A 25,511-nucleotide genomic window follows, 5' to 3' on the forward strand; every position below is an offset into this window, starting at 1 on the left:
GGCCGTAATGCGTTATTTTCCCTCGTCCGGCACGTTGTACAGCTCGCGCAGCCGGCTGGCGAAGGGGCGGATCGCCTCCAGGCACGCGGCGCTGTTGCCGCCTTCCATGGTTGACAGACTCCAGTTGCAGCCCCCGGCATCTGCGGCATGCCAGAACACGTCGCCAAAGCAAGCGCCCTCGCATTCTGTAAATTTTTCCTGTTCCGCACGAAGCATGGCGCGTAGTTCGGCCTTGTTCTTGAGCTGTCTCGACATGATGTCCCCCTTCTCTTTCGATCAGAGCCCATGGCATGGCCGCCGAGACTACCTCGCCTTGACGAAGGTGGGCAAGCCGTCGATTGCGTCCCTGGCCGATGACAAGGCCAGTGCGATGGCAGTGTGCGGCGCGCTGGCGAAATGTTGGATCATGGGTGGCAGCCGTCTGCGGGAACCCATTCCTGAACTGACTTGCGTGATCGTTACGGTAGCGAGGAAGCGCAGGTGGACCAGGTCGCCACCGGGGACTGCACCGGATACGTGACGCACCCTCGCAGATACCCTGAAGCCTTTGTAGATTGCGTTGTTCTGAGACATGTCGGTCTCCTTTCATCACCGAGCATACGCGGATATGCCGGGATGTGTCCGATTTACTTTCGGCGACAAGGTAGCAATGTCATCGCGAGCCTTTGCGTCTCCATAGTCAAACGCCGCATCGAGGCTGTGGAAGTAGCCGGTACCGTCAATGAGATCGTAGGAATGTACGCTGAGAAGATCACCTCTGACGGGCCGGCGGTCCGTACGAGCGATCGAGTAGCGTACTACGTAGCCAATCGCTCCGACCAACTGGGTGGGACCGAGGTGTTGCTCAGCCTCGATCAACACTTCGTATTCACCGATCGTGACGCGTCTTTGCATATCTGACCTCAACTCCCGGCCTCCGTTCATTCATCCGGTCCAAGAACAACGTCCACGGCGGCCCGCCCTGCCAGTTCCGCCACGAGGTAAGCCCAACGTCTGGAATAAGGCCCGCCAAAGACTTTGATTCGCTTGCCAAACGCCGCGACGCCCGGCGGTCTCATGGGCCCCTCGACCTGGAACCAGACGTCGAACATGTCCTTGGCTGACATATGGAGATCGACATGGATATCGAACCCACGATACTCGGTCACGCGATCCATAGCCATCTTCAATCTTCCTGGAGTGACTTTGTCAACGTAATGCCCTACCCAGTAGGAATCGAAGCTGATCTGAGCCCGGAGCAGCAGGATCCAACCATAGGCACCTGGCGATTTGACAGCCAAATTTCCTGGTGACAGTTCGGGCTTCGCCTTTTCGTTCAGCCTGCGTAACGTACGTATCCGAGGGGGCATCGCCACGGCCGATCCGAAGCGGCAATCATAGCCATCTGAAATTCGGCATCAGGTCACTATGCTCGTCGATCCTGACGCCGCCCAGTTCCTTGATGATCTGCTTCAAGGCCTCCTTCGATTTCGAATCGCAACTGGCTATCATCAGCAACGGGCCCCGTGCAGTTTGCGCATTCTGCCGCCACAACCGAAGGCGACCGATCTTGCCGCCGACCAATCCGCCGGCCCACCAGCCGATCATCGCGCCAAGCATGACAGCGCCAACATACGCAACGGCCGTGGCACCGGCGCCGACGGAGACTCCGTATCGCAAGATGACAAGCGCGCCCACAAACGCGCCGACGAAGATTCCGGCGATCGCCGCCTCTTCGCGGTACGTAGTCTGGCCGATGTCAGTCTGCGGAAATCCCTCAACTGGCTGATTGTCGCGCTGGACAAACCACGGCCCTTTGACGCGTGCTGAGGTACCGGCCAAATCGCCGATTCGCACTTGTGCCAGTCGTGCCGTGGCGATGTCTTTCAGACTGAAATACAACAGCGTACGCATGAAGTTGCCTCACGCAATCTCAGTTTCCATTTCTGGCGAGCCGGCGGATGCTTGCTTGATGACTGCGACCGATGCTCCTGATGGCCCTGGTTCGGGTGCAGGACGGTGACCGCAGGTCTGGCCAGCCTTCGTTGACAGCGCGATCCCAGTCAATCAGCAGCGTGATTGCCTGACGCCATCTGGGCGCTGCCAATCGCATGACTCCGAATCGCTGGGTGTTCCTCTTCTGCGACGTGCCTACATGGCCGTCGCGCAGAAGGCGCGTGACATGTATGATCCGGTAAGTGGTCTCTGTAGATTCTCTCGGCACGATATCTTCCTTCATTGCCTGCCAGGGTGGCATGGTGATGGCAGTGTTGAACAACTGTCACCGTTGTGGGCGCTGATCTTCCATTGCCAACGGGTAATCATTTCCACCCATATCGCATTGCTCAGGATCGTTACGGCATCTTCATCACGATGAGAGCACGACTCCGCCAACGTGAAACGCGGAAGAGCAGCAACGAAGGCGGAAGCCAACTTTGCGATCGGTTTTGCGAAGAAGAGTCTCTCTCCCCAGACATCGATTGGATCGATCCTGGCGAAAGACTGCCTTGCCTGGCTACTGGGGGATTGGGCGAACGGCGGTCGCCGCGTGGCATCTTGCATGAATGTTCCAGGAATCCCCATAAGTGACTTCAGGAGTCACCAGTCCTAAGACGTCATCGAGGGGGAGGGCCCGGAAACGAGTGATAGGCGGACCAGAAGCACTTCGCTTCTGAAACGCTACACCTAGCAGTATAGGGGGGTGATTCACACCGTCCTAACCCGCTTACAAATTGGTCAAGCAGGCGCTGCGTCACGCACCTGCGGTGCCCGCTGGCGCGGACCGCTCGCCCGCTTCTGGCGCTACACTGAATTGGATGGCCAGAGCCGTTCCCGCGGCCGACACCGTCTCCGCCTTCATGTCGACACAAGGTCAGAAATGAACCGCCTTCGGTACTCGGTGAACCTGTCCTATGAGATCCTGGATCCCACGGCAGACTTTCTGTTAATTGTCGAAGCTGCGAAAACTGCAAGACAGTCCGTTGTCTCCGAGCGTCTGGCGCTCACGCCACCGGTTCACGCCGCTCGCCACACGGATCCACTCTGCAACCGCCTGCTCAGAATACATGCGAACAAGGGCCCACTGGCCATCCGCTATGAAGCTGTGGTGGACATCGACCATCGTCTGGACGATGGCATGTCACTAACGGAGGTACCCGTCGCCGAACTCCCCTTCGATGTACTTTCGTACCTGGCGCCGAGCCGGTATTGCGAATCCGATCGCATGATGGAATTCGCCATGCGCGAGTTTGGCGCCATGCGCCCCGGCTATTCGCGCGTGTATGCGATTCGGGAGTGGGTGCGCAACCATGTGCGCTTTCTTTCGCGATCCACCAATGAGCGCACCTCGGCGATCGATACGATTGTCGAGCGCACCGGCGTATGCCGGGATTTTTCCCACCTGATGATCGCGATCTGCCGCGCCCTGAGTATTCCCGCCCGTATGTCCAGCAGCGTGGACTATGGCGCGAATCCCGCCTTGGGTGCGCCGGACTTTCACGCGGTGGTTGAGGTGTTCCTGTCAGGCGGCTGGTACCTGCTTGATCCCTCGGGGGTGTCCATTCCGACTGGCCTGCTGCGGATCGGCACCGGCCGGGATGCCGCCGACATTCCGTTTGCCGCCATATTCGGCAAGGTCGCGTCGGAGCGGCCCTTTATCGAAATCCAGCCGATAGCCGACCCGGCTGCCGGTATTGGCCTGCCACTCGCAACGACAAGCGCCATCTCTACCTGGTAACCGGCATTAGCGCGCTTCGCCTTTCATCCCCTCGATTTCCATGGCGGCGTTCCAATCTTCGTATGCTGCAATCGGTTCCATGGCCTCGTCGACGAACGATGCCGCACGTTCCGCGGCAGCGAACGGTCCCAGAAGAACATCTTCCTGACCGCCATCCTCGGTCTTCGGCGGCAGCAACATGTCTTCGAGCATCCCGCGTAGTTCCGGGGTATCCCATGGCTTGCCAAGCCTCGTTTTTCTGTTCTGATAGTGGCGAACCTCCGAGTCTTGCTCGGCGGTAAGTGGCAGGCCTCGGAACGTCGGGCCTGTGTCAGGGTGGATCATGGTGCGCCTCCCTATCGGTCGGCTTACGTTGAATGAAGAGGTATCACCTTGCGGTGATATCGCGACTTGCCAGGCACTTGCCCGGCTTACGACTTCCTCTTGGCGAGACCGTCGGTCCGGACCCGCGACTGAACCGTGCTGAACGGAGTTGTCGGTGCGAAAGGCTTCTTGGGTTGCTTTAGCTTTTTCGCTTCGCGGTTGCCGCGTAGTGGGCTTTTTGCCATGAGAACTCCTATTGTGTTGCTTGCCGGTTGGCAATCCCAGCATACGCGCTTAATGTTTGGCAAAGGGAATTATTTCGTCCAACTTCGTATGGCTCCAAGGCGTGAGAGTCCCTGTCCCTCGCATCGCGACTGAACCCTTCCGCCTCGCGCCCCAGCGCGGACGCGAGCGATACGCAGCCCATTTTCCCGTGATTGGAACAAGCGTGCGTGCCGCCCAATTTCCTGACGCCGCTGTATCCACCAGCACCGGCGGCGCCACGTAGATGAAGTCTGCCTTGCCAAGACGTCCGTCGGCCCTGGCGCTTGACGTCATTGGCTTCGGTACGATGGGGCGTAACGCCTGCGTCTCCGCACTCGCTGATCTCCGGCCCATTGAAGTACCCACGATCGGCAGAGGTTTGCAGTTTGTTCCAGCCCGAGGCCTCACCCACGACCTTCGCCACCGTGCCCAGTGACGCATGGTCGCTGCCGATGTTCATGACCTCGTGCGCGACAATCGGGAGACGCTAGGCATCAACGCCCCACTGAACGTTGTATCCAACGATAGCAGTTCCCTTGACTTGTGAGCTCATCGAGCGCGCCTGGGAACCCGTGAGTGATAGCTGCGAGAACATGCGGTTAGTGGACAGGGCTACGCCACATCCGCGGCGCGGCTTTCGGAGCTCGCCCATAGGAAATCCGCGTCGCCACCGTGACCATTGTACCGATCCGAGTATTGCCAACGATGTCGGCAACGTGCCGTCGATCCGAGTGTCGCTGCAGCGCTGGGGTATACCAGCCGACGCACTTCGCGCGATGGTGGCTACGTTGAATGCCGCCGACCAGCGTATCGTCTGGTCGGACCACGAGGATGGAGCGCCCGCCGACATGATCGTGCATATGGTCAACGTCGAGGGCCTTGCCGGACCGTCGTTGCAGGCCTCGTGGAATCTTATGGGCCCCGTCGATGCATTGCGCACCGCTCGCGAACAAGGCGTCCCGGCGATCGCACTGGCCACGGGCGAAGCTCGACACCTGCCAATGATCCGCGCGGGACACTGGATCACGTCGGGTTCGCGCAATCTCGTGGCAGCGGCGCGCGTCCTTGCAGGCGCGGCCATCCTGGATGCAAGCGAGACTGATGCAAACGCCATATCGAAACGGCTTTCAGCGCTGGCGTCACAGAACGCTCTAGCACGTCTGCATCGCGTCGTTGCCGCATCTCCCGAGATTCGGGCGTCCAGTGTCCGGATGATGATGGACGACGCGTGGCGTGCTTATGCAGCCCCGTCAATTGTCAGGATCGGCGTCGCGCCGGGTGTCGAGCTGGAGCTTCCGCCAGGCAGTACGAGAACGCGAATACTGCGTTCCCAGCCCGCTGAGACCGAAGCCGACGTGCTGCTCGCCTACCCCTGGCCAAATCTATCCAATTCGTTGGAACCGGACGTACTCGCGTCGTCATAGGCGACCAGCGCGCGTCGCAGACGTCCAGCAATATCGGCACGCAGGGCGGCGGGCGAAATCACCTCGACGGCAGCGACAACACTCTTGGCCCTTAAGCCCGCTAGCAGCAGCTTGGCCCGCGTGACCTGTGCCATTTGCCTTCCAGACATGTTCGCGAGCGAGGTATGCATCCATCTCGACGAGGACTTCTTCCACGCTCACGTTGGGGAGAGCACCAGCATTTTTGGCGAACGGAAGTCTATAAGCTTCATCTTGAGGCATCTTGCGATACCTCCCCCTTTCTCTCGCCACAATACTGAATGACCACTGGTGAGACACGCCCGCTCTTGCCTAGGGATCGGTCATTCGTAGCCTCGTGTCTGGATGACCGAGAAGGGTCGGCACCTGCCTTTGGCACGAAGAAGAAAGGCAACGCATTCAGACGCCGGCTATCATCTCTTGCTCGCAGACTGGCGACACCATCAGGCGCTGGTCCGGCCATGGGCCCGCCTCTGTCGAGTGCCGAGCGCCCGGGAGCCGATCAGCGACAAGCGCAGTTCTGGCGATAGGTATCCGTCCGAGCCCGGCCATTCTCGGCCGTCCACCCTTGCAGCAACCACCGGTTGAATCCGCAGTCGATCAGAGACAGCCGTGGCCGGCGCTCGGGTAGCCGGCAGAAACCAACTTCTGCCATTTCCGCTAGCGCTTCGATGGCGGAAGCATTGGCCAATACAGCCCCTTGCAGGGGATCCTGAGGGGAGGATCGGACTACAAGCGATGCCTGCTCATCGATTGTCTGCAGCGAAGCCTGTAGGTATCGCTTCACAACCGACAGCCTCAGGCCAGCATCAAGGCATAACATCCGTTCCGTCAAACGTCCGAAGTTGTGACGAATATCGACGGAAGAGGCGTTATGACCGAGTTTCCTCTGCACGCCGAGCTTGATGCGGACGAAGCAAGCAATGCGGCAGGGCCGGTCAGATTGACCGGTTAAGGCCTCACATGGTGACGGAGCGGCGCCAAGGCTAATTGTAGAGCGTCAACTACTTTGCCCGATCAAGCGCTGGCAGCAGATCTTTTCGGCCTCGCAACTTGGCCAAGTCCTTCATTCTTTGTTCGTTCTCGAACATCGCATCCAACAAGATAGCGTTTGCCTCAGATTTCGTTTCGAGAAAGTCGATCATCGCGTGCTCCTGATTCATTTTGCGCATCTCCCTAAACTTCATTGAACGGATCTCTTGCCCACTATCGAACCGACCAAGCTGGTTACCTTCCCCCTTTCGCGGCTATCTCTTTGCCGAGCGCGACGGCGCCCTCCGCGCTCAAGGCGCGGGTCGCTCGGCGAGACCCACGCGCCAGCACAGATGGGATAAGGCGCTAGGGCAGCGTTATCGCTTTCTCCGGCGACGGCCAAGGCCGGATCTGAAATCAGACCTGCGGGCAGCCGACCGGCGTTCGCAAGCGTGGCCGCGATCCAAATCTCAATCACATCGTCGCGATCATCGACGATCGATTGCTGAATGTACTCGACGCGCTGATGCAAGCGCCTCGCGCGTCTGCGCCAGGTGCGTCGTCGATTGTGTGTGGAGGCTAGGCTGATCGCGGGAGCTTCCATGCATAACTGATTGAGCGCCCTTTTGACGGTTCTTCTGACCGCTGAATCATCGGCTACCTCCGTGTCCGCGTTATGCACTCGCGAAAGGCTGGTAGTGGAATTTCTCAGCATTAGTCAAGACAAGCGTTATCCTGATCGCTGACAACTTGGTCTTCTCGGACCGGTGTTGATGCCGTTGCCGCTGCTACAGCAGCCCCGCCACTGCTACCCAAGTACCCGTTCAAGACGAACTTGCGCTTCAGTCTCGTCATAGTTGGCGGTTGCGCCGGATGGCACGGCTCCATGGTGCCATCCCGACTCACAAAGGCATAATGAAGCGCATTGTCGCCACTATGCTCGTAGGACCACAGCTCACTCACAGGCTGGCTCCCACGCGGTAGCACAATCTCAATGGCAAGTCGCTCTAGCGTCTGAATCGGTAGCTGGTCGAGCTCTTCAAGCAGGGCACCGACCGAACGTATCAGCACCGAAGTGGGAATTCCGTCCAACGTATCGCTTGCGTTGTGCATCAGGAACGATGCGGTTTCATGCGTAATGCCTACAGCCCCCCATGCACCCTCGCGCAAGTAGCCTATATTTGGGGGCGGACGCTGGCGAACTGCCTGAAGAATGGTTACTTGGGTCTTTGCGCGAGGTCTGGAGCCAAATGGACGGACAGATCTCTCGCACGCGGGTACCTCGCGCTCGGCCAAAGTCTGGAAAATCCTTGTCTGGCGCAGCTTCCAGGGTAGCGACGCCAAATTTTCCAAACTTCAGTGAAGGTCTTTCCAGACTTTGTTTCCGTCGCACACTGGCTTTGCTTATTCTGCGCGGATTTCTTGCATCACAAATATTTAAACAAATTCATTCCTTGAATCTGCATAAACGATTGCTGCGCCCCCTGCAGCGCAGTCTGCCGCTGGTAGTACTCGGTAATCGCCGCCGCATAATCCAGGTCCTGCAGCCCCGACAGCGTCTGCGAGTACGTCAGGTCGCGGTTCGTGCCGACATCGTCCAGCGCATCCAGTTCCTGCATCCGCGAACCCACCGAGGCGCGCACCGTCAGCACGTTATCCAGCGAGTTGGAAAACTGGCGCGTCGCCGTGGACAGCACGTTGCTCAGGTTGGCCTGATCGCCCGGAGTGGTAGTCGGCTTGCGCAGCGTGTCGATCACGTTCTGCAGATTGGCGAACATGTCAGTGCCGGCTTCCCTGGCAGGTTGCATGGTCAGGGTATCGCCGTCCTTCGGCTCGCCGCTGACGTTGAAGGTCACGCCGCCGATCTCGATGCGCGCCGGTGCGTTGTAGGCAGTCGGGCCGGCCAGCGCGGGCGCGGCGGGATCGGCCATGTCGGTGATGGTGTATTCCATCTGGCCGCCGGCGTTGGCCTGGAACGTAACCTGCAGCGACTTGCCATACAGCGGGTCGCTGGGATCGGTGATCGAGACCGTGCCGAAGGTGGCGCTGCCGGTGTTGGCGCTATTGCCCTTGACGACATAACCGGCACCGCCGGTGACGCTCATGAACACGTCGCGGCCGTTGTCGCCCGCGGGCATCTGGCGCGCGACGTCGACCTGCAGCAGTTGCTGGCCGGTGTCGCCGATGTAGACGCCGGCGCCGCTGGCTTGCGAAAACGGCGCCGTACCGGAGCGGGTGCCGCCGAACAGGTACTGGCCGTTGCCGTCATCGGAGTTGGCCAGGCCGACCAGCTGGTTGTACAGGCCTTCCAGCGCGGTGGCGAGCGAGCCGCGGTCGGCGTCGCTCATGGTGCCGTTGCCGGCCTGCACCAGCAGCGTCTGGATGTTCTGCGTGACGGTAGTCAACGATTGCAGCGCGTTTTCTTCCGCGGCCAGCGCGATATTCGCCTGGCTGCGCGACGTCGCGTACTGGCCGTTGACCGCCTGGGCCTGGCTGACGCCAAGGGCGCGGGTGGCCGCGACCGGGTCATCCGACGGCGTGAGAATACGGCGGCCGGTGCCGAGCTGCTGCTGGATATGCAGCAGCGAGCCCTGCTGCAGGTTCATCGACGCCAGGCCTTGCTGATACAGGGTAGAGCTTGCAACACGCATGATGGATTGCCTATTCGGATACGTTGACTTGCCGGCTGGCCTTACCGGATGCCGATGAGGGTGTCGAACAGCGAGCCGGCCGTCTGGATCACGCGGGCGTTGGCCTGGTATAGCTGCTGGAAGCGCAGCATCGACACGGTTTCCTCGTCCATGTTGACGCCCGACACCGACTGCTGGGCGGCCTTGATCTGCGTGGTGATGCTGTCCTGCGATGCCGAGGCGATCTTGACTGACTTGGCGCGCGTGCCGACGTCGTTGACCAGCTGCGCGTAGGCATCGCTGAAGCTGGATACGCCGCCGATGGTCTTGGCGTTCTGCAGCTTGGCCAGGTTCAGCATGTTGCCGTTGTCCTTGACGCCACCGGCGTTGCCGCCGAGCGTGAAGGAATCGTCTACCTTGGGCGTGCCGCCAAAGCTGAAGGTCAGGCCGCCGATGTTGTAGTCGGTATTGCTGCCATTAGGCACGCCCGTGGGCTGCGGCGTCAGGTTCGTGCCTGCCGCATCCTTGAACACGTAACCGGCCGCGGTATAGACGGCGGTGATCTTGCCCGCCAGCGGCGTGAAGCCCGGCGCAACGTTGCTCAGGCTGGCAGTGGCGCTGCCCTTGTTGCCGGGAGCGGCATCGGCCCGCGCCGGCGAGGCTGCGGCGATCCTGGCGGGATCGCTGATCGCCATGTCGAAGCCGGCCGCGGCATTGCGCGTCGGCTGGATCACGAACGAATCGTTGGTGCCCATTGCCGCATCGATCGTCACGCTGAAGCCATCGGCACTGAAGGTCAGCGGATAGGTGGGCGCGGGCGTGCCCGGCACTGGCGTGGCCACCTGCGCGTTGTCGGACAGGCGCGTCAGCGTGTAGCTGGTGCCGTCGAACTGCAGCTTGTAGTCGCTGGTGGTCAGTGCCGAGGCGTCGTCGATGGTGGCCGTGGCCACGGTGCTGATGGCAGTGTTCCTGTCGTTGGGCAGCACCGTGGCATTGCCCAGCTTGAACATGTCGGTGCCGATGTCGCCGTTCAGGTCCATGCCCAGCTTGTGCTGTTCGTTGAAGCTCTGGCCGATCGCCAGCGACAGCCGGCCGATCGCGCTTTGCGCGGCATCGAGGGTCTCGGTGCGGAACTGCAGCAGGCCGCCCAGGGAGCCGCCGGTGATCGCGCCCGGCTGGCTTTCATAGACGCTGCCGTTCGGCAGGGAATAGGCGACCACGGTACGGCCCGGGTCGGCAGCGGAAGTCACTGCCTTCAGGTCGTACGACTCGTTGCCCATCACCAGCGGCTGGCCGTTGCCGACGAAGACGTTGTAGGTGCCACCGTCCTGCACCACTACCTTGGCGCCGACGAGCTTGTTCAGCTCGGCCACCGCCTGGTCGCGCTGGTCGAGCAGGTCGTTGGGCGGCTGGCCGCCGGACGCGGCCTTCATCCGCGTGATTTCCTGGTTCAGGTTGGCGATCTGCGTGGTGTAGGCATTGACGTGCGTGACCGCGGTGCCGATCTGCTCGTTGACGCCCGACTGCAGTTGCTTGAAGTAGTTGCTGGCGGAGCGGACCTGGCCGACCAGGGCCTGGCCGGCGGAGAGCATGCCCTGGCGCGCGGCGGGGTCGGCCGGCGTGTCGGCCACTGCCTGCACCGCGGCAAAGAATTTCTGCATCAGCGGCGCCAGGCCGCCCTTCTGGTCGGCGAGCAGGTTGTCGATCTGGGCGATCTGGTCGGAATAGGTCGCCAGCGAGGCGCTGGCCGAGGTGGCGCCACGCAGCTGGCCGGTCAGGAACTCGTCATAGACGCGGATCACGGTGGTGGTGTTGGAGCCATAGCCGTAGAAGCCCTGGCTGGTGTACTGGCCGCCGGCCGATGCCACGATGGTGTTCTGGCGCGAATAGCCTTCGGTCGCCGAGTTGGCAAAGTTGTGGCTGGTCGTCGTCAGCGCGTTCTGCGCGGTGTTCAGGCCGGAAAGACCAATACTGAAGAGAGACATTGTGCTCTGACCCCGGATTCGTTGGGCTGCCCGCGGCGTGGCGCGGCGGTGGTGGATGGGGGTGTTATCGGCCGATTTGAGGTAGGACTTTAGGCTGACGTGCGGGGATAGCGCGCGACCTTGAGGTCCATATGCCGCGCAACTTGCGGCGGTTTGCTCCCCTCTCCCACTTCGCGGGAGAGGGAAGCCTCGTTCCGGCGGTCAGCCACGGCCTGCGCGTTAAACCGCCACCTTTTTCATGATCTTCACCAGCTTGTGCCCGTACGCAGGATCCGTCGCATACCCCGCACGCTGCAACCCATGCGCCGCCTCCTCCGCCGACCCCGCGCTCACCACGCCGGCATAGCGCGGATTATTGGTCAGCAGCCGCGCGTAGTCCGCGCAGGCCTCGTCATACGATCCATACGCGCGGAACTTCGCCTTTACCTTCTGCGGCTGGCCGTCGACGTACTCGGTGGTGGTGATCTCGGCCACGCGGCCCTTCCAGCTCGATCCGGCCTTGATACCGAACACGTTGAAGGTGGTCGAGCCATCGGCATGCAGGATTTCGCGCTGGCCCCAGCCCGACTCGAGCGCCGCCTGGCCGACGATCAGCCGTGCCGGCACGCCCGAGGCACGGGATGCGGCTTCGGCCGGCGCCGCCATGCGCGCGACAAAGGCGCTGACGTGGGCGGGCGCATCGGCAGGCAGCGGGCCGAGCACTTCGCCGCCCTGGCCGTCCTGCCCGTCCTGGCTTCGGTCGCCGTAGAACTGCGACTGGTACTGGCGCAAGCCCGCGGTTGGGTTCCAGTTCTGTCCCAGCACCACCGTGCCGACAGCAGGCAGGTCCGCGGCTTCATTGCCGCCGGCGGAGGCCGCGCCGCGGCTGTCGAGCAATCGAGCCATCTCGGCATCGGCGGCACGGCCGGACTCGGCCGCCGTCATCGCATTCATGCCCGCGGGCATCGGCGTGCCCGCGGCGCGCGCCAGCTGGCGCACCATCACTTCGGCCAGCCCGATGCCGCGCGACGACATCTGCTGCGCGAGCTGCTGGTCCATCATCGACATATAGAGCTTGCTCTGCTCGTTGTCGAAGAGTCCATCCTGCGGCGTGGCATTGCGCATGCTCTTGAGCACCATCTGCGTGAACACCGCCTCGAACTGTTTGGCGGCCGCCTGCAGGGTGGCCGCGTCGGCACCGTTGCGCGCGCTGTGCTTGAGCGCCTCGAAGCCCTGCGTGTCGAGCGCGAAGCGCTGCGTCAGGTCCGCGGCCTGCGGTGGCATGGACGCGCTCATGATCAGATCACTTCCAGTTCCGCACGCAGCGCACCGGCGGCGCGCATCGCTTCCAGGATGGTCTGCAGGTCGGCCGGGGTCGCGCCCAGCGCGTTCAGGCCCTTGACCACGGCCGCCAGCGAGGCGCCCGCCCTGACCACCTGCAGCGAGCCGCCCTGCTGCCTCATGTCGATCTGGGACACCGGCGCCACCACGGTCCGGCCCTCGCTGAATGGCGCGGGCTGGCTGATCACCGGCTGCGTGTTGATCACCACCGACAGGTTGCCGTGCGCGACCGCGCAGTCTTCCACCGTCACCGCCTGGTTCATCACGATCGAACCGGTGCGGGCGTTCAGGATGACCTTGGCCGCGGCCTTGGCGGGGGTCACGTCGATATTCTCGATGCGGGCCAGGAAGCCCACGCGCGCGCTCGGCGCGGCGGGAGCGCGCACCTGCACGGTGCGGCCGTCGAGCGCCGCGGCGACGCCGCCGCCCATGGAACGGTTGATGGCTTCGACCACGCGCTCGGCGGTGCCGAAATCGGTTTCCTTCAGCTCCAGGTTGAGCACGCCGCCGTCCGGCTGGAACGGCGCGACCGCGCGCTCGACGATAGCGCCGTTGGCGATACGGCCCACCGCAAGCTGGTTGATTTGCACCTTGCTGCCGTTGGCCGACGCGCCCGCGCCGCCCACCAGCATGTTGCCCTGCGCGATGGCGTAGACCTGCCCGTCGGCGCCCTTGAGCGGCGTCATCAGCAGCGTGCCGCCGCGCAGGCTCTTGGCATTGCCCATCGACGACACCACCACGTCAAGCTGGCTGCCCGGCTGCGCAAACGCGGGCAACGTGGCCGTGACCATCACCGCGGCCACGTTCTTGAGCTGCATGTTCTTGCCGGCCGGCAGCGTGATCCCCAGCTGCGAGAGCATGTTGGTCAGGCTCTGCGTGGTGAACGGCGTCTGCATGGTCTGGTCGCCGGTGTTGTCCAGGCCGACCACCAGGCCGTAGCCCACCAGCGGGTTGTCGCGCACGCCCTGGAAAGTGGCCAGGTTCTTCAGGCGCTCGGCCTTGGCAGCGGTGGCGAAGGCGCCGAAGGCCACGCCCAGCGCCAGGCTGATCACGCTCACGCGCAGCAGGCGTGACAGGAAATAGGCGAGCATGGAAGCGGACATGGCGCGGTCAGAACGGTAAGACATTGAGGAAGAAGCGCTGCAGCCAGCCCATGTTCTGCGCTTCGTCGATCACGCCCTTGGCGGTGTACTCGATGCGCGCGTCGGCCACCTGCGTGGACAGCACGGCGTTGTCGCCGGTGACGGTGCGCGGGTTGACCACGCCCGAGAAGCGGATGAACTCGGCGCCCTGGTTGATCGCCATCTGTTTTTCGCCGGAGACCACCAGGTTGCCGTTCTGCAAGACTTCCAGCACGGTGACGGTGATAGTGCCGTTGAAGGTGTTGGCCGCGCTGGCGCCGCCGCTGGCCTTCATGTTGTTGCCGCCATTGATGTCGGCGTTCTGGCTGGCGCCGAACAGCCCGCCCAGTGCGCGCGGCACGGCATCGAACGTCAGCGTGGTGCTGCCGCTACGGCTGGTATTGGTGCCGGAGTTCTTGCTGGCGTTGACGTTCTCGGTGATGACGATGGTCAGGATGTCGCCCACGTTGCGCGGGCGGCGGTCCTCGAACAGCGGGTTGCCGGCATACGACGACTGGTAGATCGATCCGGAAGCCGGCCCGACCGGGCGCGGCTCGGCGCGCGCGGTGGTGGGCAGTTGCACCAGCGGCTCGCGCGGCACCAGCGCACAGCCGCTCGTGGCCAGCATTGCCACGCCGGCCAGGCAAACCAGCGCATGCGCGCCCAGGCGGGAAAGCAAGGTGGCCATGTCCACAACTCTCAACCCATCTGCGCCAGGCGCTGCAGCATCTGGTCTGAAGTCTGCACTGCCTTGCTGTTGATCTCGTACGCGCGCTGGGTCTGGATCATGCTGACCAGCTCTTCCACCACGTTGACGTTGGACGCTTCCACGTAGTTCTGCTGCAGCACGCCGGCGCCGTTCAGGCCCGGCACGGTGGTATTGGGCGCGCCCGAAGCATCGGTCTGCACATACAGGTTTTCGCCCATGCTTTCCAGGCCGGCCGGGTTCATGAAGGTGGCCAGCTGCAGCTGGCCGACCTGCACATTGGCGCTCGAGCCCGGCTGCGTCACCGACACCGTGCCGTCGCGCGCCACCGTCAGCGACAGCGTGTTGGCCGGGATGGTGATGGCGGGCTGGATCACGAAGCCGCTGGACGTCACCAGCTGGCCGTTCTGGTCCACCTGGAACGAGCCGTCGCGGGTGTAGGCAGTGGTGCCGTCGGGCAGCGCTACCTGGAAGAAGCCCTGGCCGATGATGGCCACGTCCTTGTTGTTGCCGGTCTGCTGCGGATTGCCCTGTGTGTGAATGCGCTCGGTCGCGACCGGGCGCACGCCGGTGCCCAGCTGCATGCCCGAGGGCAGCGTGGTCTGGTCCGACGACAGCGCGCCGGGCTGGCGGATGGTCTGGTACATCAGTTCCTCGAACACCGCGCGGCCGCGCTTGAAGCCGTTGGTCGACACGTTGGCCAGGTTGTTCGAGATCACGTCCATCTGCGTCTGCTGCGCATCGAGGCCGGTCTTGGCAATCCAGAGAGAGCGGATCATGGTGGTCCTTGCTGGGAGTCTTGTAGCTGGTAGCTGGAGCGAGGGGCGTGCAATCGGCGCGCCGCGCTCGGTTCTGTTTTGCCGCCGCGTCAGTTGGTCGACAGCAGCTGGTTGGCGCGCTGCTCGTTGCCGTCCGCGCCCTGGATCATCTTCATCTGCATCTCGAAGCGGCGCGCATTGGCGATCATCTCGACCATGGCTTCGGTCGGGTTGACGTTGCTGCCCTCGAGCGCGCCGGAAATCACGCGCACGGTGGGGTCGGCTTCCAGCGGCTGCGCGCCGGGGCGCAGGCGGAACAGGCCATCGTCGCCGCGCGCGATGGCGTCGTTGGGCGGGTTGACCACGCGCAGCTTGCCTACCTGGGCCAGGCCAGCCGATGCTTCGCCCGGGCCGCGCGCGGTGATGGTGCCATCCGTGCCGATGGTGACCTGCGAGCCCGGCGGCACCGCCAGCGGGCCGCCGTCGCCCATCACCGGCAGGCCGGACAGGGTCTGCACCTGGCCGTCCTGCGCGACCTGCAGCGCGCCGGCACGGGTATAGGCCTCGGAGCCATCAGGCGCCTGCACCACCAGCCAGCCGTTGCCCTGCAGCGCCACGTCGAGATTGCGGCCGGTGTAGGTCAACGGACCGGCGCGCATGTCGGCGCCGGGCGTCGAGGCCAGCGTGAAGGCGCGCGTGCCGGCCTCGGCACCGACCACGGGCACCGCGCGGTACAGGTTGACCTGCGCGCGGAACCCGGGCGTCGACACGTTGGCCAGATTGTTCGATACCGCCGCCTGCTGGTCGAGTATCTGCTTGGCGCCCGACAGGGCGGTATAGATCATACGGTCCATCGACTTGCCTCAGCTGGTTTGCTCTTCACGCGACGCGTCGTGCCTTACATGTTCACCAGCGACTGCATGACCTGGTTCTGCGTCTCGATGGTCTTGGCGTTGGCCTGGTAGTTGCGCTGGGCGATGATCAGGTTGACCAACTCGGCGGAGAGGTCGACGTTGGACGCTTCATTGGCGTTCGACATCAGCTGGCCGCGCGCGCCGCCCGGCGTGCCGATGACCGGCTGGCCGGAGGCGCCGGTGGCTGCCCACGTATTGCCGCCCTCGGCGCGCAGGCCTTCGGCGTTGCCGAAGCTGGCCAGCACCACGGTGCCGAGTTCCTGGGTCTGCTCGTTCGAGTAGCTGCCGCGGATGGTGCCGTCGGCTTCGATCGAGAAGCCGAGCAGGCTGCCCGAGGCATAGCCATTCTGTTGGGGCGGCTTGGCGTCGTGGTCGGAGCCAAATTGCGTCGTGCCGGCCAGGTCTACCTTCATCGACATGGCGCCGGCGCCGTTTGCCGCCGGCGAGGTCAATGCGAACGAGGCGGGGTTGGTGGAGACCAGTTTGCCGGCACTGTCGAACGCCAGCGTGACCGTCTGGCCGGCGGGGGTGGGCGGCGTCGTGGCGGCATCGCCGATTCCAAGCCGGTTGCCGGCCTCGTCGGTCACGTTCAGCACCCAATCGGTGCCGCCGGGCACCGTCGGCGCCCCTCCCATCTCCTTGCCGAAATAGGCAACCACCTGCCTGGCATTGCCGAGCGAGTCGTACACCGTCATGCTGGTGCTGTAGTTGTACATCGACGAGTCAGGCAGGTTGCCGGGCGTGCTGGCGAACGCGGTCGTCGGCACGGTGCTGCGCGAATCGAGGTTGTACTGCGCCGTGATGTCGGTGGTTTCCTGGGGCGGCATCTGCGCATTGGATACCACCAGCGGCTGCGGCGTGGCGCCGCCGCCGGCCGCGGCTGCCGGATAGCCGGTCAGCTGCAGGCCCTGCGCGTTGACGATGCGGCCGTCATCCGTGCGCAGGAACTGCCCATTGCGCGAGAAATGCACCGATCCATCCGTCCCGACCAGCCGGTAGAAGCCGCTGCCATTGGTGATGGCCACATCCAGCGATCGCCCGGAGGCCTCGATATTGCCCTGCTTGAACGACTGGACCACCGAGTTCACCGTGGTGCCCAGGCCGATCTTGCTGCCGGCGTAGACATCGGCGAACTGCGTGCTCGATTGCTTGTAGCCGACCGTGTTGGCATTGGCAATGTTGTTGCCGATTACATCCAGATTGGCTGCCGCGGCGTTGATGCCGCTTACCCCTTGACCGAAACCCATGGATATCTTCCTTTTGACTTGGCTGTCGTTGATGCCGGTGCGCGCAGCATGCGCCAGCGCCTGCGATTAGAGAATGCGCCGCACCTCGTCGACGTTCGCTGCCTGGCCGTCGGCCAGGTTGACCAGCACGCCGGACGCGTCACCGCTGATGCTCTGTACCTTGCCGTAGACCAGCGCCACCGGCTGCACCGAGGTGCCGTTGGCTGTGGCGTTGACGCGGAAGGTGTATTCGCCGTCCGCGACCGCGACACCGGCATCGTTCTTCCCGTCCCACGCCACGTCGTGCACGCCCGAGGTCTGGCCCTTCATGTCGATGGTGCGCACCACGTTGCCCTTGTCGTCGAGCACGTCGACCGTGACGGCGTCCGCCGTGGACGGCAGGTCGACGCCGAACCTGGAGGGCACACCGCCTTCGACCGACACCTGCTTGCCCGGCACCATCACCGTGCGGCCGATCAGCGCGGCGGAGTCCATCGCGCGGCTGGCGCTGACCTGGTTCAGCAGCTGCGACAGGGTCGCATTCATGGTCTGCATGCCGCTGACGGTGGAGATCTGCGCCAGCTGCGAGGTCAGCTGCGAGTTGTCCAGCGGCTTGAGCGGGTCCTGGTTGTTGAGCTGGGTCACCAGCATCTTCAGGAAGTTGTTCTGCAGGTCGGCGGCGCTGGCGCTGCTGTTCTTCAGAGCATCGTTGATGTTGGTGGTACTGCTGTTGCTGTTGACCGAAGAAGTGGTTGTCATGTCGCGCGGTTCCTCTTTCCTTAGCTCGTCGAGGGCCGTTACTGGCCGATCGTCAGCGTCTTGAGCATCATGTTCTTGGCGGAGTTGAGCACCTCGACATTGGCCTGGTACGAGCGCGAGGCCGAGATCATGTTGACCATCTCTTCCACCGGGTTGACGTTGGGCATGACCACGTAGCCCTGCGCGTTCGCCATCGGATGCGTGGGGTTGTGGACCATGCGCGGCGGCGAAGGGTCTTCGCTGATGCCGGCCACCTGTACCCCGCCGACGTCGCTCTGGCCGGGCGTGGGCGCCATGCCGAACACGACCTGCTTGGCACGGTAGGCCTGCCCGTCCGGGCTGACCACGCTGTCGGCGTTGGCCAGGTTGGACGCGGTCACGTTCATGCGCTGCGACTGCGCCGCCATGGCCGAGCCCGCGACGTCGAAGATGTTCATTGCCGGCATGCGCTCCCTCCTTGCTGCTGGATCTGTTGCTCGCTTATTGCTGGATCGCCGCCAGCATGGTCTTGATCTTCGAGTTCATCACCGTCAGGCCCGACTCGAAATGCACCGCGTTGTCGGCGAAGGCCACGCGCTCGGCATCCATTTCAACGGTGTTGCCGTCGACGCTGGACTGCAGCGGAATGCGGTAGGCCAGATCGAACGCCTCGCGGGTCGGCGCCTGCGCGGGCAGGTGGCGGACCTGGGTGGTCGACAGCGACATGCCTTCGTTGCGATGGCCGCGTTCCACGGACTGCGCCAGCGTGCTGGCGAAATCGAAGTCGCGGGCCTTGTAGCCCGGGGTATCGGCGTGCGCGATGTTGGAGGCAATCACCGATTGCCGCTGGTTGCGCAGGCTCAGCGCTTCCTGCTGGAAGCGTAGCGACGCGTCGAGTCTGTCGATCATGCTGGCATCTCCCTGGACGACCTTCTTCAGGGGTGCCATCTTAGGCGGGGGCCGGTGGCGCCAATCGGATGAATAAGGACGGGAAATCCTTGCATTTCGGCACGCCCTCGCGCGAGGCGCTGCCTACAATCGGAACCCGATGACTGATGTAGACGGGGCGCGCCGCCGGTCACGGGGCAGCGCGCCGGGCATGCCAGCGCAGGCCCCGCCGTCCTTGCCGGGAAGACCAGATGAACCCCAATCGCCGCTCCCTCCGACGCACCCTCGGCCGCTATTCCCGCCGCAACGGCCCGCGCAAGGCGCAGACCCTGCTGGCGGCAGGCCTGCTGTGCCTTGCCGGGGCCGCCGGCGCTGCGCCGGCGCAGGTCACTCCGGTCGCCATGCAGGCACCGGCGGCCGGCCAGCACGCGGCCGCTGCAAGCCCCTTCACCGAGGATCCCGCACGCGCTGCCGTGGAGCGCTTCCTGCTGCAGCAGACCGCCGGCCTGCCCGGCAAGGTCAGCGTGCAGGTGGCTCCGCCGTCGGGCGGCCGCGCGCCGGAGTGCGCATCGCCCGACCCATTTCTGCCCGCCGGCGCCTCGCCGTGGGGGCGGGTCTCGGTCGGCGTGCGCTGTGGCGGCGAGCGGCCGTGGGTGCGCTATATGCAGGCGCGCGTATCGGTGCTGACCGACTATTACGTCGCGTCGCGCGCCCTGGGTCCGGGCGAACCGGTCAGCCAGGCCGATATCGAAGTGCGCCAGGGCGACCTTGCCACCTTGCCGCGCGCGGTCATCACCGACCCGGCCCAGCTCGCCGGCGCCGTCGCCGCCAACCGCATCGCCGCCGGCTCGCCCATGCGCAGCGACCTGCTGCGCAAGGCCATCGCGGTGCGCCAGGGACAGACCGTCACGGTGTCGGTCGAGGGTGAGGCGTTCCAGATCTCCAGCGAGGGCAAGGTGCTGGCCGACGCCGCCACCGGCAATACCGTGCAGGTCCGCCTGCGCAACGGCCAGGTGGTCAACGGGTTGGTGCGCAGCGGTGATACCGTCGTGCTGCAATAAGCACTTCGAGTCTGCCGATCGTGGCTGGCAGCCGGATTCCGATGGCACCGCGGCATGCGAAAATGCCGCCGGTCCAGCCTTGCGGGCGATATGGGACGCACCCCTGGGGCACGTTCCCTAAAGATTTCCCCGCCACGGCCGTAATGCCATAGGAAACCAGCAAGGAACGCCCGTGAAGATCAACCATTCCACCTCGTCCCGGCCCGCCGACGCGCCCGCAGGCGACGCCGCCGCCCGGCCCCAGGCCGCACCGGCCAGCGCCGCCCCGCCGTCCTCCGGGCTGAGCGTCAGTCCGCTGGCCGCACAGGTGCGCGAGATCAGCAGCCGCCTGGCGCAGGAAACCGACGACGATATCGATACCGCCAAGGTCGAAGAAATCCGCCAGGCCATCGCCGAAGGCCGGATCAAGATCGACCCGGGCAAGATTGCCGATGGCCTGCTCGCCAGCTTGCGCGAGCTAGGCCAGGCCGACCCTCAATAGCCAAATCATGAGCCAAAGCCTGATCCAGTCCCTGCAGCGTGAAACCGAAGGTGTTGAAGCTTTCGGGCAACTTCTTGCGCAAGAGCGAGATGCCATCAAGCGCGGGGATTTCACTGCGCTCAGCGAGTTGCTGACGCGCAAGGTGGAAGTGGGTCAGGGGCTGTCGCGGCAGGTCCGGGCGCGGGAAGCGCAGATGCAGGCGCTGGGCCTGCGTGCTGGCGCGGACGGGCAATTGCTTGGCCGGCTCGATGCCGGCGTGGCGGAGGCCTGGCGCAAGCTGATCTTTGCTGCGCGGGTGACGCGGGATGGCAATGCGCTGAATGGCGCGGTCATCAAGGCACATCTCGATTTCACGCAGCAGGCGATTCAGGCGCTGCGGCAGCATAGTGGCGGGGATGCCGGGTTGTATGGGAAGGATGGGAAGGCGGCGACCGGGGTTGGGGGGGTGAGCCTGGCGGCAGGCTGATTTGGGTTTTGCGTTGCGGACCGGCATCGGCTTTTTGTTGCGTGCCTTGCGGATAGGTCCCCATCTGGTGGCCAGCCAGGCACCTAGAACAGATGCCTACCGAAAGCCCACAACCACCTCATTACTCCGCCCCTGCAAAACCGGCACCAGACTCCCCTGCCCCGGCACCCGAAACGCAAACACAAACCCCTTGGTAGCATCATCGCCGGAGAACGCGGACGTTAGCCCCTCGGCCTGGGGCAACATCACACACCGCTGCGCATTGCACAAATATGCCTGCAACTCGGCCGGCGGCGTCTGCGCAAAGCTGTAACGCCACCGCACCGTCGTAATCACCCCTTCAGCCTGCGGCAACACCCCCACAGGCTGAATCGGCGCCGACACCGCCCGCTGCCCCCGCCCATGCAACGCCGGCCCATTGACCGACCCGGTCCACGCATGCCGTGTCCCACCTTCGATCGCCGCCCAGGCACAAGCCGACGCAGCGAGCAGCACGACGCCGGCGCCGCGGGCAAGCAGGCCACCAACACCCATCACAACAACCCACGCAACTGGTTCCGCAACCGCGTAATCGCCTGCCCCCGGATCTGGCACACGCGCGACTCGGTCACATCCAGCACCGCCCCGATCTCCCGCAGGTTCAGCTCCTGGTCATAGCACAGCGACAGCACCAGCTTCTCGCGCTCGGGCAGCCGGTCGATGGCGCGGATCAGCGCTTGGCGCATGCCGCTTTCCATCAGCACCGTCAGCGGATTGCCGTCGTCGCTGCCGCCAAGATGGCGGTCGAGGAAATCCTCTTCCCCGGAGCGCTCGAAATCCTCGTAATGCAGCAGCTGGCAGCCATAGACCTCGTTGAGCAGGACCTGGTATTCGCCCAGCGGCATCTCCATCGCCTCGGCCACCTCGGAATCGAGCGGCGTGCGTCCGAGCTTCTGCTCGAGCGAGCGCTGGGTGCGTTCGATGCGCCGCGTGAACTGGCGCAGGCTGCGCGACTGCCAGTCGTTAGCGCGCACCTCGTCGAGCATGGCGCCGCGGATGCGCTGGCTGGCGTAGGTCTCGAAGCGCGCGCCGTGGGTGTCTTCATAGCGCTTGGCGGCGTCGAGCAGGCCGATCATGCCGGCCTGGATCAGGTCGTCGATCTGCACGCTGGCAGGCAGCTTGGCGGCCAGCTGCAAGGCGATGCGACGCACCAGCTGTGCGTGCGCCTTGACCACATCGGCCTGGTCGAGCTTTCCCTGGATCGTATACATGGTGCAATTCTCGTGAATGCTGGATTGCTGGACGGGCACGCCACGCGGCGCGCCGGCTGGCTCAGGGTCTGGTTCGTTGGTAAGGCATGGCTCGGGTGGCGCTCACGCCGGCACCGGCGTCGCGGCAGGGGCCGGCGCCTCGGCGCGCAGCGGCCAGCCGCCGATGCTGCCGGCGGTGCGTCGCAGCGCGCTGGTCGCGGGTGCTGCCGGGAAGGCCTCGACCACGCAGCGGCCAAGCTGCACGCCGCGCGCCACCAGCGGGTCGGCCGGCAGCCAGCCGGCGCGCAGCACTTCCACGCCGAGGTACTGGCTGGCGGTACGCGCCAGGTTGCGCAGGATCGCCTGCACGGCGGCTTCGGTGGCGGCCATGTTGACCACCAGGTAGAAGCGGCGCCAGGCATACAGGTGATGCAGGCGCTTGATGCAGGCATAGGCGGCGGTGATCGACGCCAGCTCCGGGCGCATCACGATCACCACGTTGTGCGCGCCGCCGGCAAAGGGCGACAGCGCGCCGTCGGCATCGGCGGTGGCATCGACCAGCACGCTGCGAAAGGCCGACAGCGCCGCGGCGGGCACGTCGAGCCCCGCGCGTTGGCGGCCGGCCGGCAGCACCGATACCGCGCCGCCGGTGCCGACGCCCGCCGCGGCTTCCAGCGGCAGGCGTCCTTCCTGCACGTCGGCGAGCGTGCCGGCCGGGGTCGCGCCGGCGAGCCTGGTCGCGCGCGCCGTGGCCGGGTCTTCGTCGAGCAGCAGTACGCGCTCGCCCTGCATCGCAAGCGCGTGCGAAAGGCCCAGCGCCACCGTGGTGGCGCCGGCACCGCGTTCGCTGGCGACCACGGCGATGCGGCGCGTGGTGCGCGGCGCCAGCATGCGCCGCAGGCTTTCCGCCTGGTCCATGGCGAGCGTGCTCACTGCAGGGCTCCCATGACATCGGCCGCTTCCGCGACAGCGGGTGCCGCCGCGGCGCGGCCGGAGTAATTCTCCAGCACGTCGAGCAGCGCCAGCATGCGGCCCATGCCTTCATTGAGCACGGTGCCCGGCACCGCCGTGCCGGCTCGCACGGTGCGCCCGGCCAGGCGTGCCAGGAACGCCGGCGCGGTCGCGGTTGGCGCGTGTTCGAGGCACAGCACCGACAGGCCAAGCTGCAGCGCCGCGAGCGCGGCACTGGCGGCGTGGCCGGCTTCGGCATCCTGCGCGAAGTGGTCGATGGCATGGCGCAGCGTGCGCAGGCGCGTTTCGGCCGTATCCGACCATGGCGCCCAGTGCGCCACCTGTGCTGCATCCGGCGCCAGCGCCGGGTCGCACAGCAGATAACGGGTATCGAGCAGCTCGCCGCTGGCGCGGTCGACCAGGCGCACCACCACCAGGCAGGCATCGATGCCGCCTTCGGGAGCGCCCTTGCCACGCGCGGGGCTGTCGGGCACGCGCACGTCGGCGGTGGCCAGCCAGCGCACCGCGTCGCGCTCGCGCACGATGGCGTCGCCGATGGCGTGGAAGGTCAGCGTATCGGCGAGTGCATCGAGCTTCCAGGCGGCGCCTGCGCCCACCACGCGCACGGTCTTGCGCGCGCCCGCGATCCAGCGTTCGCCGGCCTGCTGCCAGCGCGCCAGCGTGGCGGCGGACGGCATCGCGTCGACCACGTTGACCACCCTGCGCGCAGCGCTCATGGCGGCGCGCAGGTTGGCGGCCTCGGCGTCGGCCTCGCCCAGCGGCTGGCCGGCGCGGCCAGCGGCGGTGACGGTGGCGGCCAGCGGCGTGCCGTCGCGGTCGCCCAGCCACAGCGTGTGCTGCAGCGGCTGCGGCGTGCGGCGGCCGGGCACGCTGACCGGCAGCGTGGCCGCCAGCGCCAGCACGTACTGGTCGCAGGCACGGTTGACGTCGCGGCAGACCGCTTCGCGCACCTGCTGCGCCATCGCGCGCAGCGCGGTATCGCCCGCGGTGCGCTGCTGCCACAGCGAGCGCGCCAGGTCGAAGCCCAGGCCCGCGCCGTTGAGTTCCGCGACACACTGGCCCAGCGCATCGGCGCTGTCGGTGAGCGAGCGCAGCACGTCTTCGGCGCCGCCCTTCCCGCCCTTCCCGGACTGATCGTCCGCTGCCGCGTGGCGGCGGCGCGCGACGTCGGCATCGTTAAAGACCGAGCCGCGGCGCGGTGTCAGGAAAGCGCGTTCGACCAGCGCGGCGCTGCTGGCCAGCTCCAGGTGCTCGGGCACGCGCTGGCCGGTCGAGGCGTAGAACACCGGCAGCCGATGGCGGATCACCACATCGAGCACCGAGCCCAGGTGGGTAGCTTCATCCAGCTTGCTGATGATGCAGCCGTCGATGCCGCCATCGTCGGGCGCGGCGTCGTGTCGGTAGGCATGCACGACTTCATTGAGCGTGTCGCCGTGGCTGGCGCCGTTGAGCAGCAGCACGCGCTGCACCGGCGCGGGCACGCCGGCGAGCATGGCGATCTGCTCCGACAGGCTGCGGTCGCGCTGGCTCATGCCGACGGTGTCGATGATGACCAGGTGCTTGTCCTTCATTGCCGCCAGCGCGAAGCGCAGGTCGGCGGCGTCCTTCACCGCATGCACCGGCACGCCGAGGATGTCGCCATAGATGCGCAGCTGTTCATGCGCGCCGATACGGAAGCTGTCGGTGGTCAGCAACGCCAGCTTGTCGGCGCCGTGGCGCAGCACGAACCGCGCCGCCAGCTTGGCGGTGGTGGTGGTCTTGCCCACGCCGGTGGGCCCGATCAGCGCCAGCACGCCGCCCTGTGCGAACAGCTGGTCTTCGTCGCCCAGCACCGGCACCTTGCTGGCCAGCTCCTTGCGGATCCAGGTCATCGCGGCCGGACGGTCGTAGCCCAGCGGCAGGCGTGCCAGCAGCGTGCGCGCCAGCTGGCCGGAGAAGCCGGCCCCCACCATCCATTCGAACAGCGATTCGCGCAGCGGGTCGCTGGCGGCAACGCCGTGGCCCGCCGCGGTGGGCGCATTGCCGATGCCGGCAAGCTGGCGCTCCAGCATCGCGCGCATCGACTGCAGCTCGCCGCGCAGGTCGCCAATGGCTGCAGGCTCCGCCGCCGGCGCGGGCGGCACATAGGCCTGCGCGCTGGCCGATACGCTGCCCAGGTCGGCATCGCGCATCGCGACGATCTCGACACCGCCCTCTACGGTACGGTTGGACAGCACCACGGCATCGGGGCCCATGGCTTCGCGCACCTGGCGCATGGCTTCACGGCCGTTGGCGGCGACAAATTTAGCTACGCTCATCGTTGGCTCTGTCGGGTGATCGC

General features: G+C 65.2%; 27 protein-coding genes. 6 read left to right on the top strand and 21 right to left on the bottom strand.

What is annotated here, in order from left to right; all coding sequences use genetic code 11:
• Positions 1-12: 12 nt before the first annotated feature.
• From IPF36_RS11300 to IPF36_RS11315, 4 genes are all read right to left on the bottom strand, one after another.
• On the bottom strand, positions 13-255 hold the full coding sequence (locus IPF36_RS11300; protein ID WP_135703509.1) for a hypothetical protein: 243 nt from the start codon (positions 253-255) through the stop codon (positions 13-15).
• Positions 256-303: 48 nt separating this feature from the next.
• Positions 304-573 carry a GTP cyclohydrolase gene (locus IPF36_RS11305; RefSeq protein ID WP_135703508.1) on the bottom strand — a complete coding sequence of 90 codons (270 nt, stop codon included), beginning with the start codon at positions 571-573 and terminating at the stop codon, positions 304-306.
• Positions 574-920: 347 nt separating this feature from the next.
• On the bottom strand, positions 921-1,157 hold the full coding sequence (locus IPF36_RS11310; protein ID WP_135703506.1) for a hypothetical protein: 237 nt from the start codon (positions 1,155-1,157) through the stop codon (positions 921-923).
• Positions 1,158-1,374: 217 nt separating this feature from the next.
• Complete coding sequence (locus IPF36_RS11315; protein ID WP_135703505.1) at positions 1,375-1,893, bottom strand: hypothetical protein; 519 nt, start codon at positions 1,891-1,893, stop codon at positions 1,375-1,377.
• Positions 1,894-2,857: 964 nt separating this feature from the next.
• Here IPF36_RS11315 and IPF36_RS11320 point away from each other — a divergent pair.
• Positions 2,858-3,715 carry a transglutaminase family protein gene (locus tag IPF36_RS11320; protein WP_135703504.1) on the top strand — a complete coding sequence of 286 codons (858 nt, stop codon included), beginning with the start codon at positions 2,858-2,860 and terminating at the stop codon, positions 3,713-3,715.
• 6 nt (positions 3,716-3,721) lie between these two features.
• On the opposite strand, the gene IPF36_RS11325 is transcribed toward IPF36_RS11320, so the two are convergent.
• Positions 3,722-4,039: a hypothetical protein gene (locus tag IPF36_RS11325; RefSeq protein WP_135703503.1), complete on the bottom strand. Its 318-nt coding sequence runs from the start codon at positions 4,037-4,039 to the stop codon at positions 3,722-3,724.
• A 1,031-nt stretch (positions 4,040-5,070) separates the two neighbouring features.
• Here IPF36_RS11325 and IPF36_RS11330 point away from each other — a divergent pair.
• The gene (locus IPF36_RS11330; RefSeq protein WP_195427983.1) at positions 5,071-5,706 is read left to right on the top strand and encodes a hypothetical protein; all 636 of its coding nucleotides are present in this window, start codon (positions 5,071-5,073) and stop codon (positions 5,704-5,706) included.
• A 57-nt stretch (positions 5,707-5,763) separates the two neighbouring features.
• Entirely contained in the window at positions 5,764-6,009 is a 246-nt protein-coding gene (locus IPF36_RS11335) for a DUF3916 domain-containing protein (protein WP_368671141.1), read from the top strand.
• Positions 6,010-6,728: 719 nt separating this feature from the next.
• On the opposite strand, the gene IPF36_RS11340 is transcribed toward IPF36_RS11335, so the two are convergent.
• The 12 genes from IPF36_RS11340 to flgB form a co-directional block, all read right to left on the bottom strand.
• Complete coding sequence (locus IPF36_RS11340; RefSeq protein ID WP_195427984.1) at positions 6,729-6,869, bottom strand: hypothetical protein; 141 nt, start codon at positions 6,867-6,869, stop codon at positions 6,729-6,731.
• A 1,254-nt stretch (positions 6,870-8,123) separates the two neighbouring features.
• Positions 8,124-9,347 (bottom strand): flagellar hook-associated protein FlgL, encoded by a 1,224-nt coding sequence (flgL, locus tag IPF36_RS11345; protein ID WP_133093401.1) that lies wholly within the window; start codon positions 9,345-9,347, stop codon positions 8,124-8,126.
• Positions 9,348-9,388: 41 nt separating this feature from the next.
• Positions 9,389-11,311 (bottom strand): flagellar hook-associated protein FlgK, encoded by a 1,923-nt coding sequence (flgK, locus tag IPF36_RS11350; protein WP_195427985.1) that lies wholly within the window; start codon positions 11,309-11,311, stop codon positions 9,389-9,391.
• Positions 11,312-11,530: 219 nt separating this feature from the next.
• Entirely contained in the window at positions 11,531-12,586 is a 1,056-nt protein-coding gene (gene flgJ, locus IPF36_RS11355) for a flagellar assembly peptidoglycan hydrolase FlgJ (RefSeq protein ID WP_195427986.1), read from the bottom strand.
• A 2-nt stretch (positions 12,587-12,588) separates the two neighbouring features.
• Positions 12,589-13,758, bottom strand: a complete 1,170-nt coding sequence (locus IPF36_RS11360) for a flagellar basal body P-ring protein FlgI (protein WP_133093404.1) — start codon at positions 13,756-13,758, stop codon at positions 12,589-12,591.
• The gene (gene flgH, locus IPF36_RS11365; protein WP_133093405.1) at positions 13,742-14,440 is read right to left on the bottom strand and encodes a flagellar basal body L-ring protein FlgH; all 699 of its coding nucleotides are present in this window, start codon (positions 14,438-14,440) and stop codon (positions 13,742-13,744) included. The genes IPF36_RS11360 and flgH overlap by 17 nt, the downstream gene beginning before the upstream one ends.
• Before the next feature lie 11 nt (positions 14,441-14,451).
• Positions 14,452-15,237, bottom strand: coding sequence for a flagellar basal-body rod protein FlgG (gene flgG / locus IPF36_RS11370; protein WP_063240993.1), 786 nt, complete (start codon positions 15,235-15,237; stop codon positions 14,452-14,454).
• A gap of 89 nt (positions 15,238-15,326) precedes the next feature.
• Positions 15,327-16,070 (bottom strand): flagellar basal-body rod protein FlgF, encoded by a 744-nt coding sequence (gene flgF, locus IPF36_RS11375; protein WP_195427987.1) that lies wholly within the window; start codon positions 16,068-16,070, stop codon positions 15,327-15,329.
• Between the two features lie 44 nt (positions 16,071-16,114).
• The gene (gene flgE, locus IPF36_RS11380; RefSeq protein WP_195427988.1) at positions 16,115-17,377 is read right to left on the bottom strand and encodes a flagellar hook protein FlgE; all 1,263 of its coding nucleotides are present in this window, start codon (positions 17,375-17,377) and stop codon (positions 16,115-16,117) included.
• A gap of 66 nt (positions 17,378-17,443) precedes the next feature.
• Positions 17,444-18,115 carry a flagellar hook assembly protein FlgD gene (flgD, locus tag IPF36_RS11385; RefSeq protein ID WP_135703497.1) on the bottom strand — a complete coding sequence of 224 codons (672 nt, stop codon included), beginning with the start codon at positions 18,113-18,115 and terminating at the stop codon, positions 17,444-17,446.
• A 38-nt stretch (positions 18,116-18,153) separates the two neighbouring features.
• Positions 18,154-18,561, bottom strand: a complete 408-nt coding sequence (gene flgC, locus IPF36_RS11390; protein ID WP_029048751.1) for a flagellar basal body rod protein FlgC — start codon at positions 18,559-18,561, stop codon at positions 18,154-18,156.
• Between the two features lie 34 nt (positions 18,562-18,595).
• Positions 18,596-19,003: a flagellar basal body rod protein FlgB gene (gene flgB / locus IPF36_RS11395; protein ID WP_135703496.1), complete on the bottom strand. Its 408-nt coding sequence runs from the start codon at positions 19,001-19,003 to the stop codon at positions 18,596-18,598.
• Positions 19,004-19,233: 230 nt separating this feature from the next.
• On the opposite strand from flgB, the gene flgA reads away from it, so the two are divergent.
• The 3 genes from flgA to IPF36_RS11410 all read left to right on the top strand — a co-directional run bounded on the left by flgA (position 19,234) and on the right by IPF36_RS11410 (position 20,990).
• Positions 19,234-20,043, top strand: a complete 810-nt coding sequence (flgA, locus tag IPF36_RS11400; protein ID WP_135703495.1) for a flagellar basal body P-ring formation chaperone FlgA — start codon at positions 19,234-19,236, stop codon at positions 20,041-20,043.
• A 172-nt stretch (positions 20,044-20,215) separates the two neighbouring features.
• The gene (gene flgM / locus IPF36_RS11405) at positions 20,216-20,524 is read left to right on the top strand and encodes a flagellar biosynthesis anti-sigma factor FlgM (protein ID WP_133093411.1); all 309 of its coding nucleotides are present in this window, start codon (positions 20,216-20,218) and stop codon (positions 20,522-20,524) included.
• Between the two features lie 7 nt (positions 20,525-20,531).
• The gene (locus IPF36_RS11410) at positions 20,532-20,990 is read left to right on the top strand and encodes a flagellar protein FlgN (protein ID WP_135703494.1); all 459 of its coding nucleotides are present in this window, start codon (positions 20,532-20,534) and stop codon (positions 20,988-20,990) included.
• Between the two features lie 96 nt (positions 20,991-21,086).
• Here IPF36_RS11410 and IPF36_RS11415 read toward each other — a convergent pair whose 3' ends face one another.
• The 4 genes from IPF36_RS11415 to flhF form a co-directional block, all read right to left on the bottom strand.
• Complete coding sequence (locus IPF36_RS11415; protein ID WP_195427989.1) at positions 21,087-21,524, bottom strand: flagellar protein FlhE; 438 nt, start codon at positions 21,522-21,524, stop codon at positions 21,087-21,089.
• Positions 21,524-22,240 (bottom strand): RNA polymerase sigma factor FliA, encoded by a 717-nt coding sequence (locus IPF36_RS11420; protein WP_195427990.1) that lies wholly within the window; start codon positions 22,238-22,240, stop codon positions 21,524-21,526. Before IPF36_RS11420 ends, IPF36_RS11415 begins: the two co-directional genes overlap by 1 nt.
• Before the next feature lie 102 nt (positions 22,241-22,342).
• A complete protein-coding gene (locus tag IPF36_RS11425) occupies positions 22,343-23,137 on the bottom strand; it encodes a flagellar synthesis regulator MotR (RefSeq protein WP_195428004.1) in 795 nt (264 codons plus the stop codon).
• Between the two features lie 11 nt (positions 23,138-23,148).
• Positions 23,149-25,488, bottom strand: coding sequence for a flagellar biosynthesis protein FlhF (flhF, locus tag IPF36_RS11430; RefSeq protein WP_195427991.1), 2,340 nt, complete (start codon positions 25,486-25,488; stop codon positions 23,149-23,151).
• Positions 25,489-25,511 lie beyond the last annotated feature (23 nt).

It is taken from the genome of Cupriavidus sp. IK-TO18 (genome assembly GCF_015549295.1).
Taxonomy (GTDB): Bacteria; Pseudomonadota; Gammaproteobacteria; order Burkholderiales; family Burkholderiaceae; genus Cupriavidus; species Cupriavidus oxalaticus_A.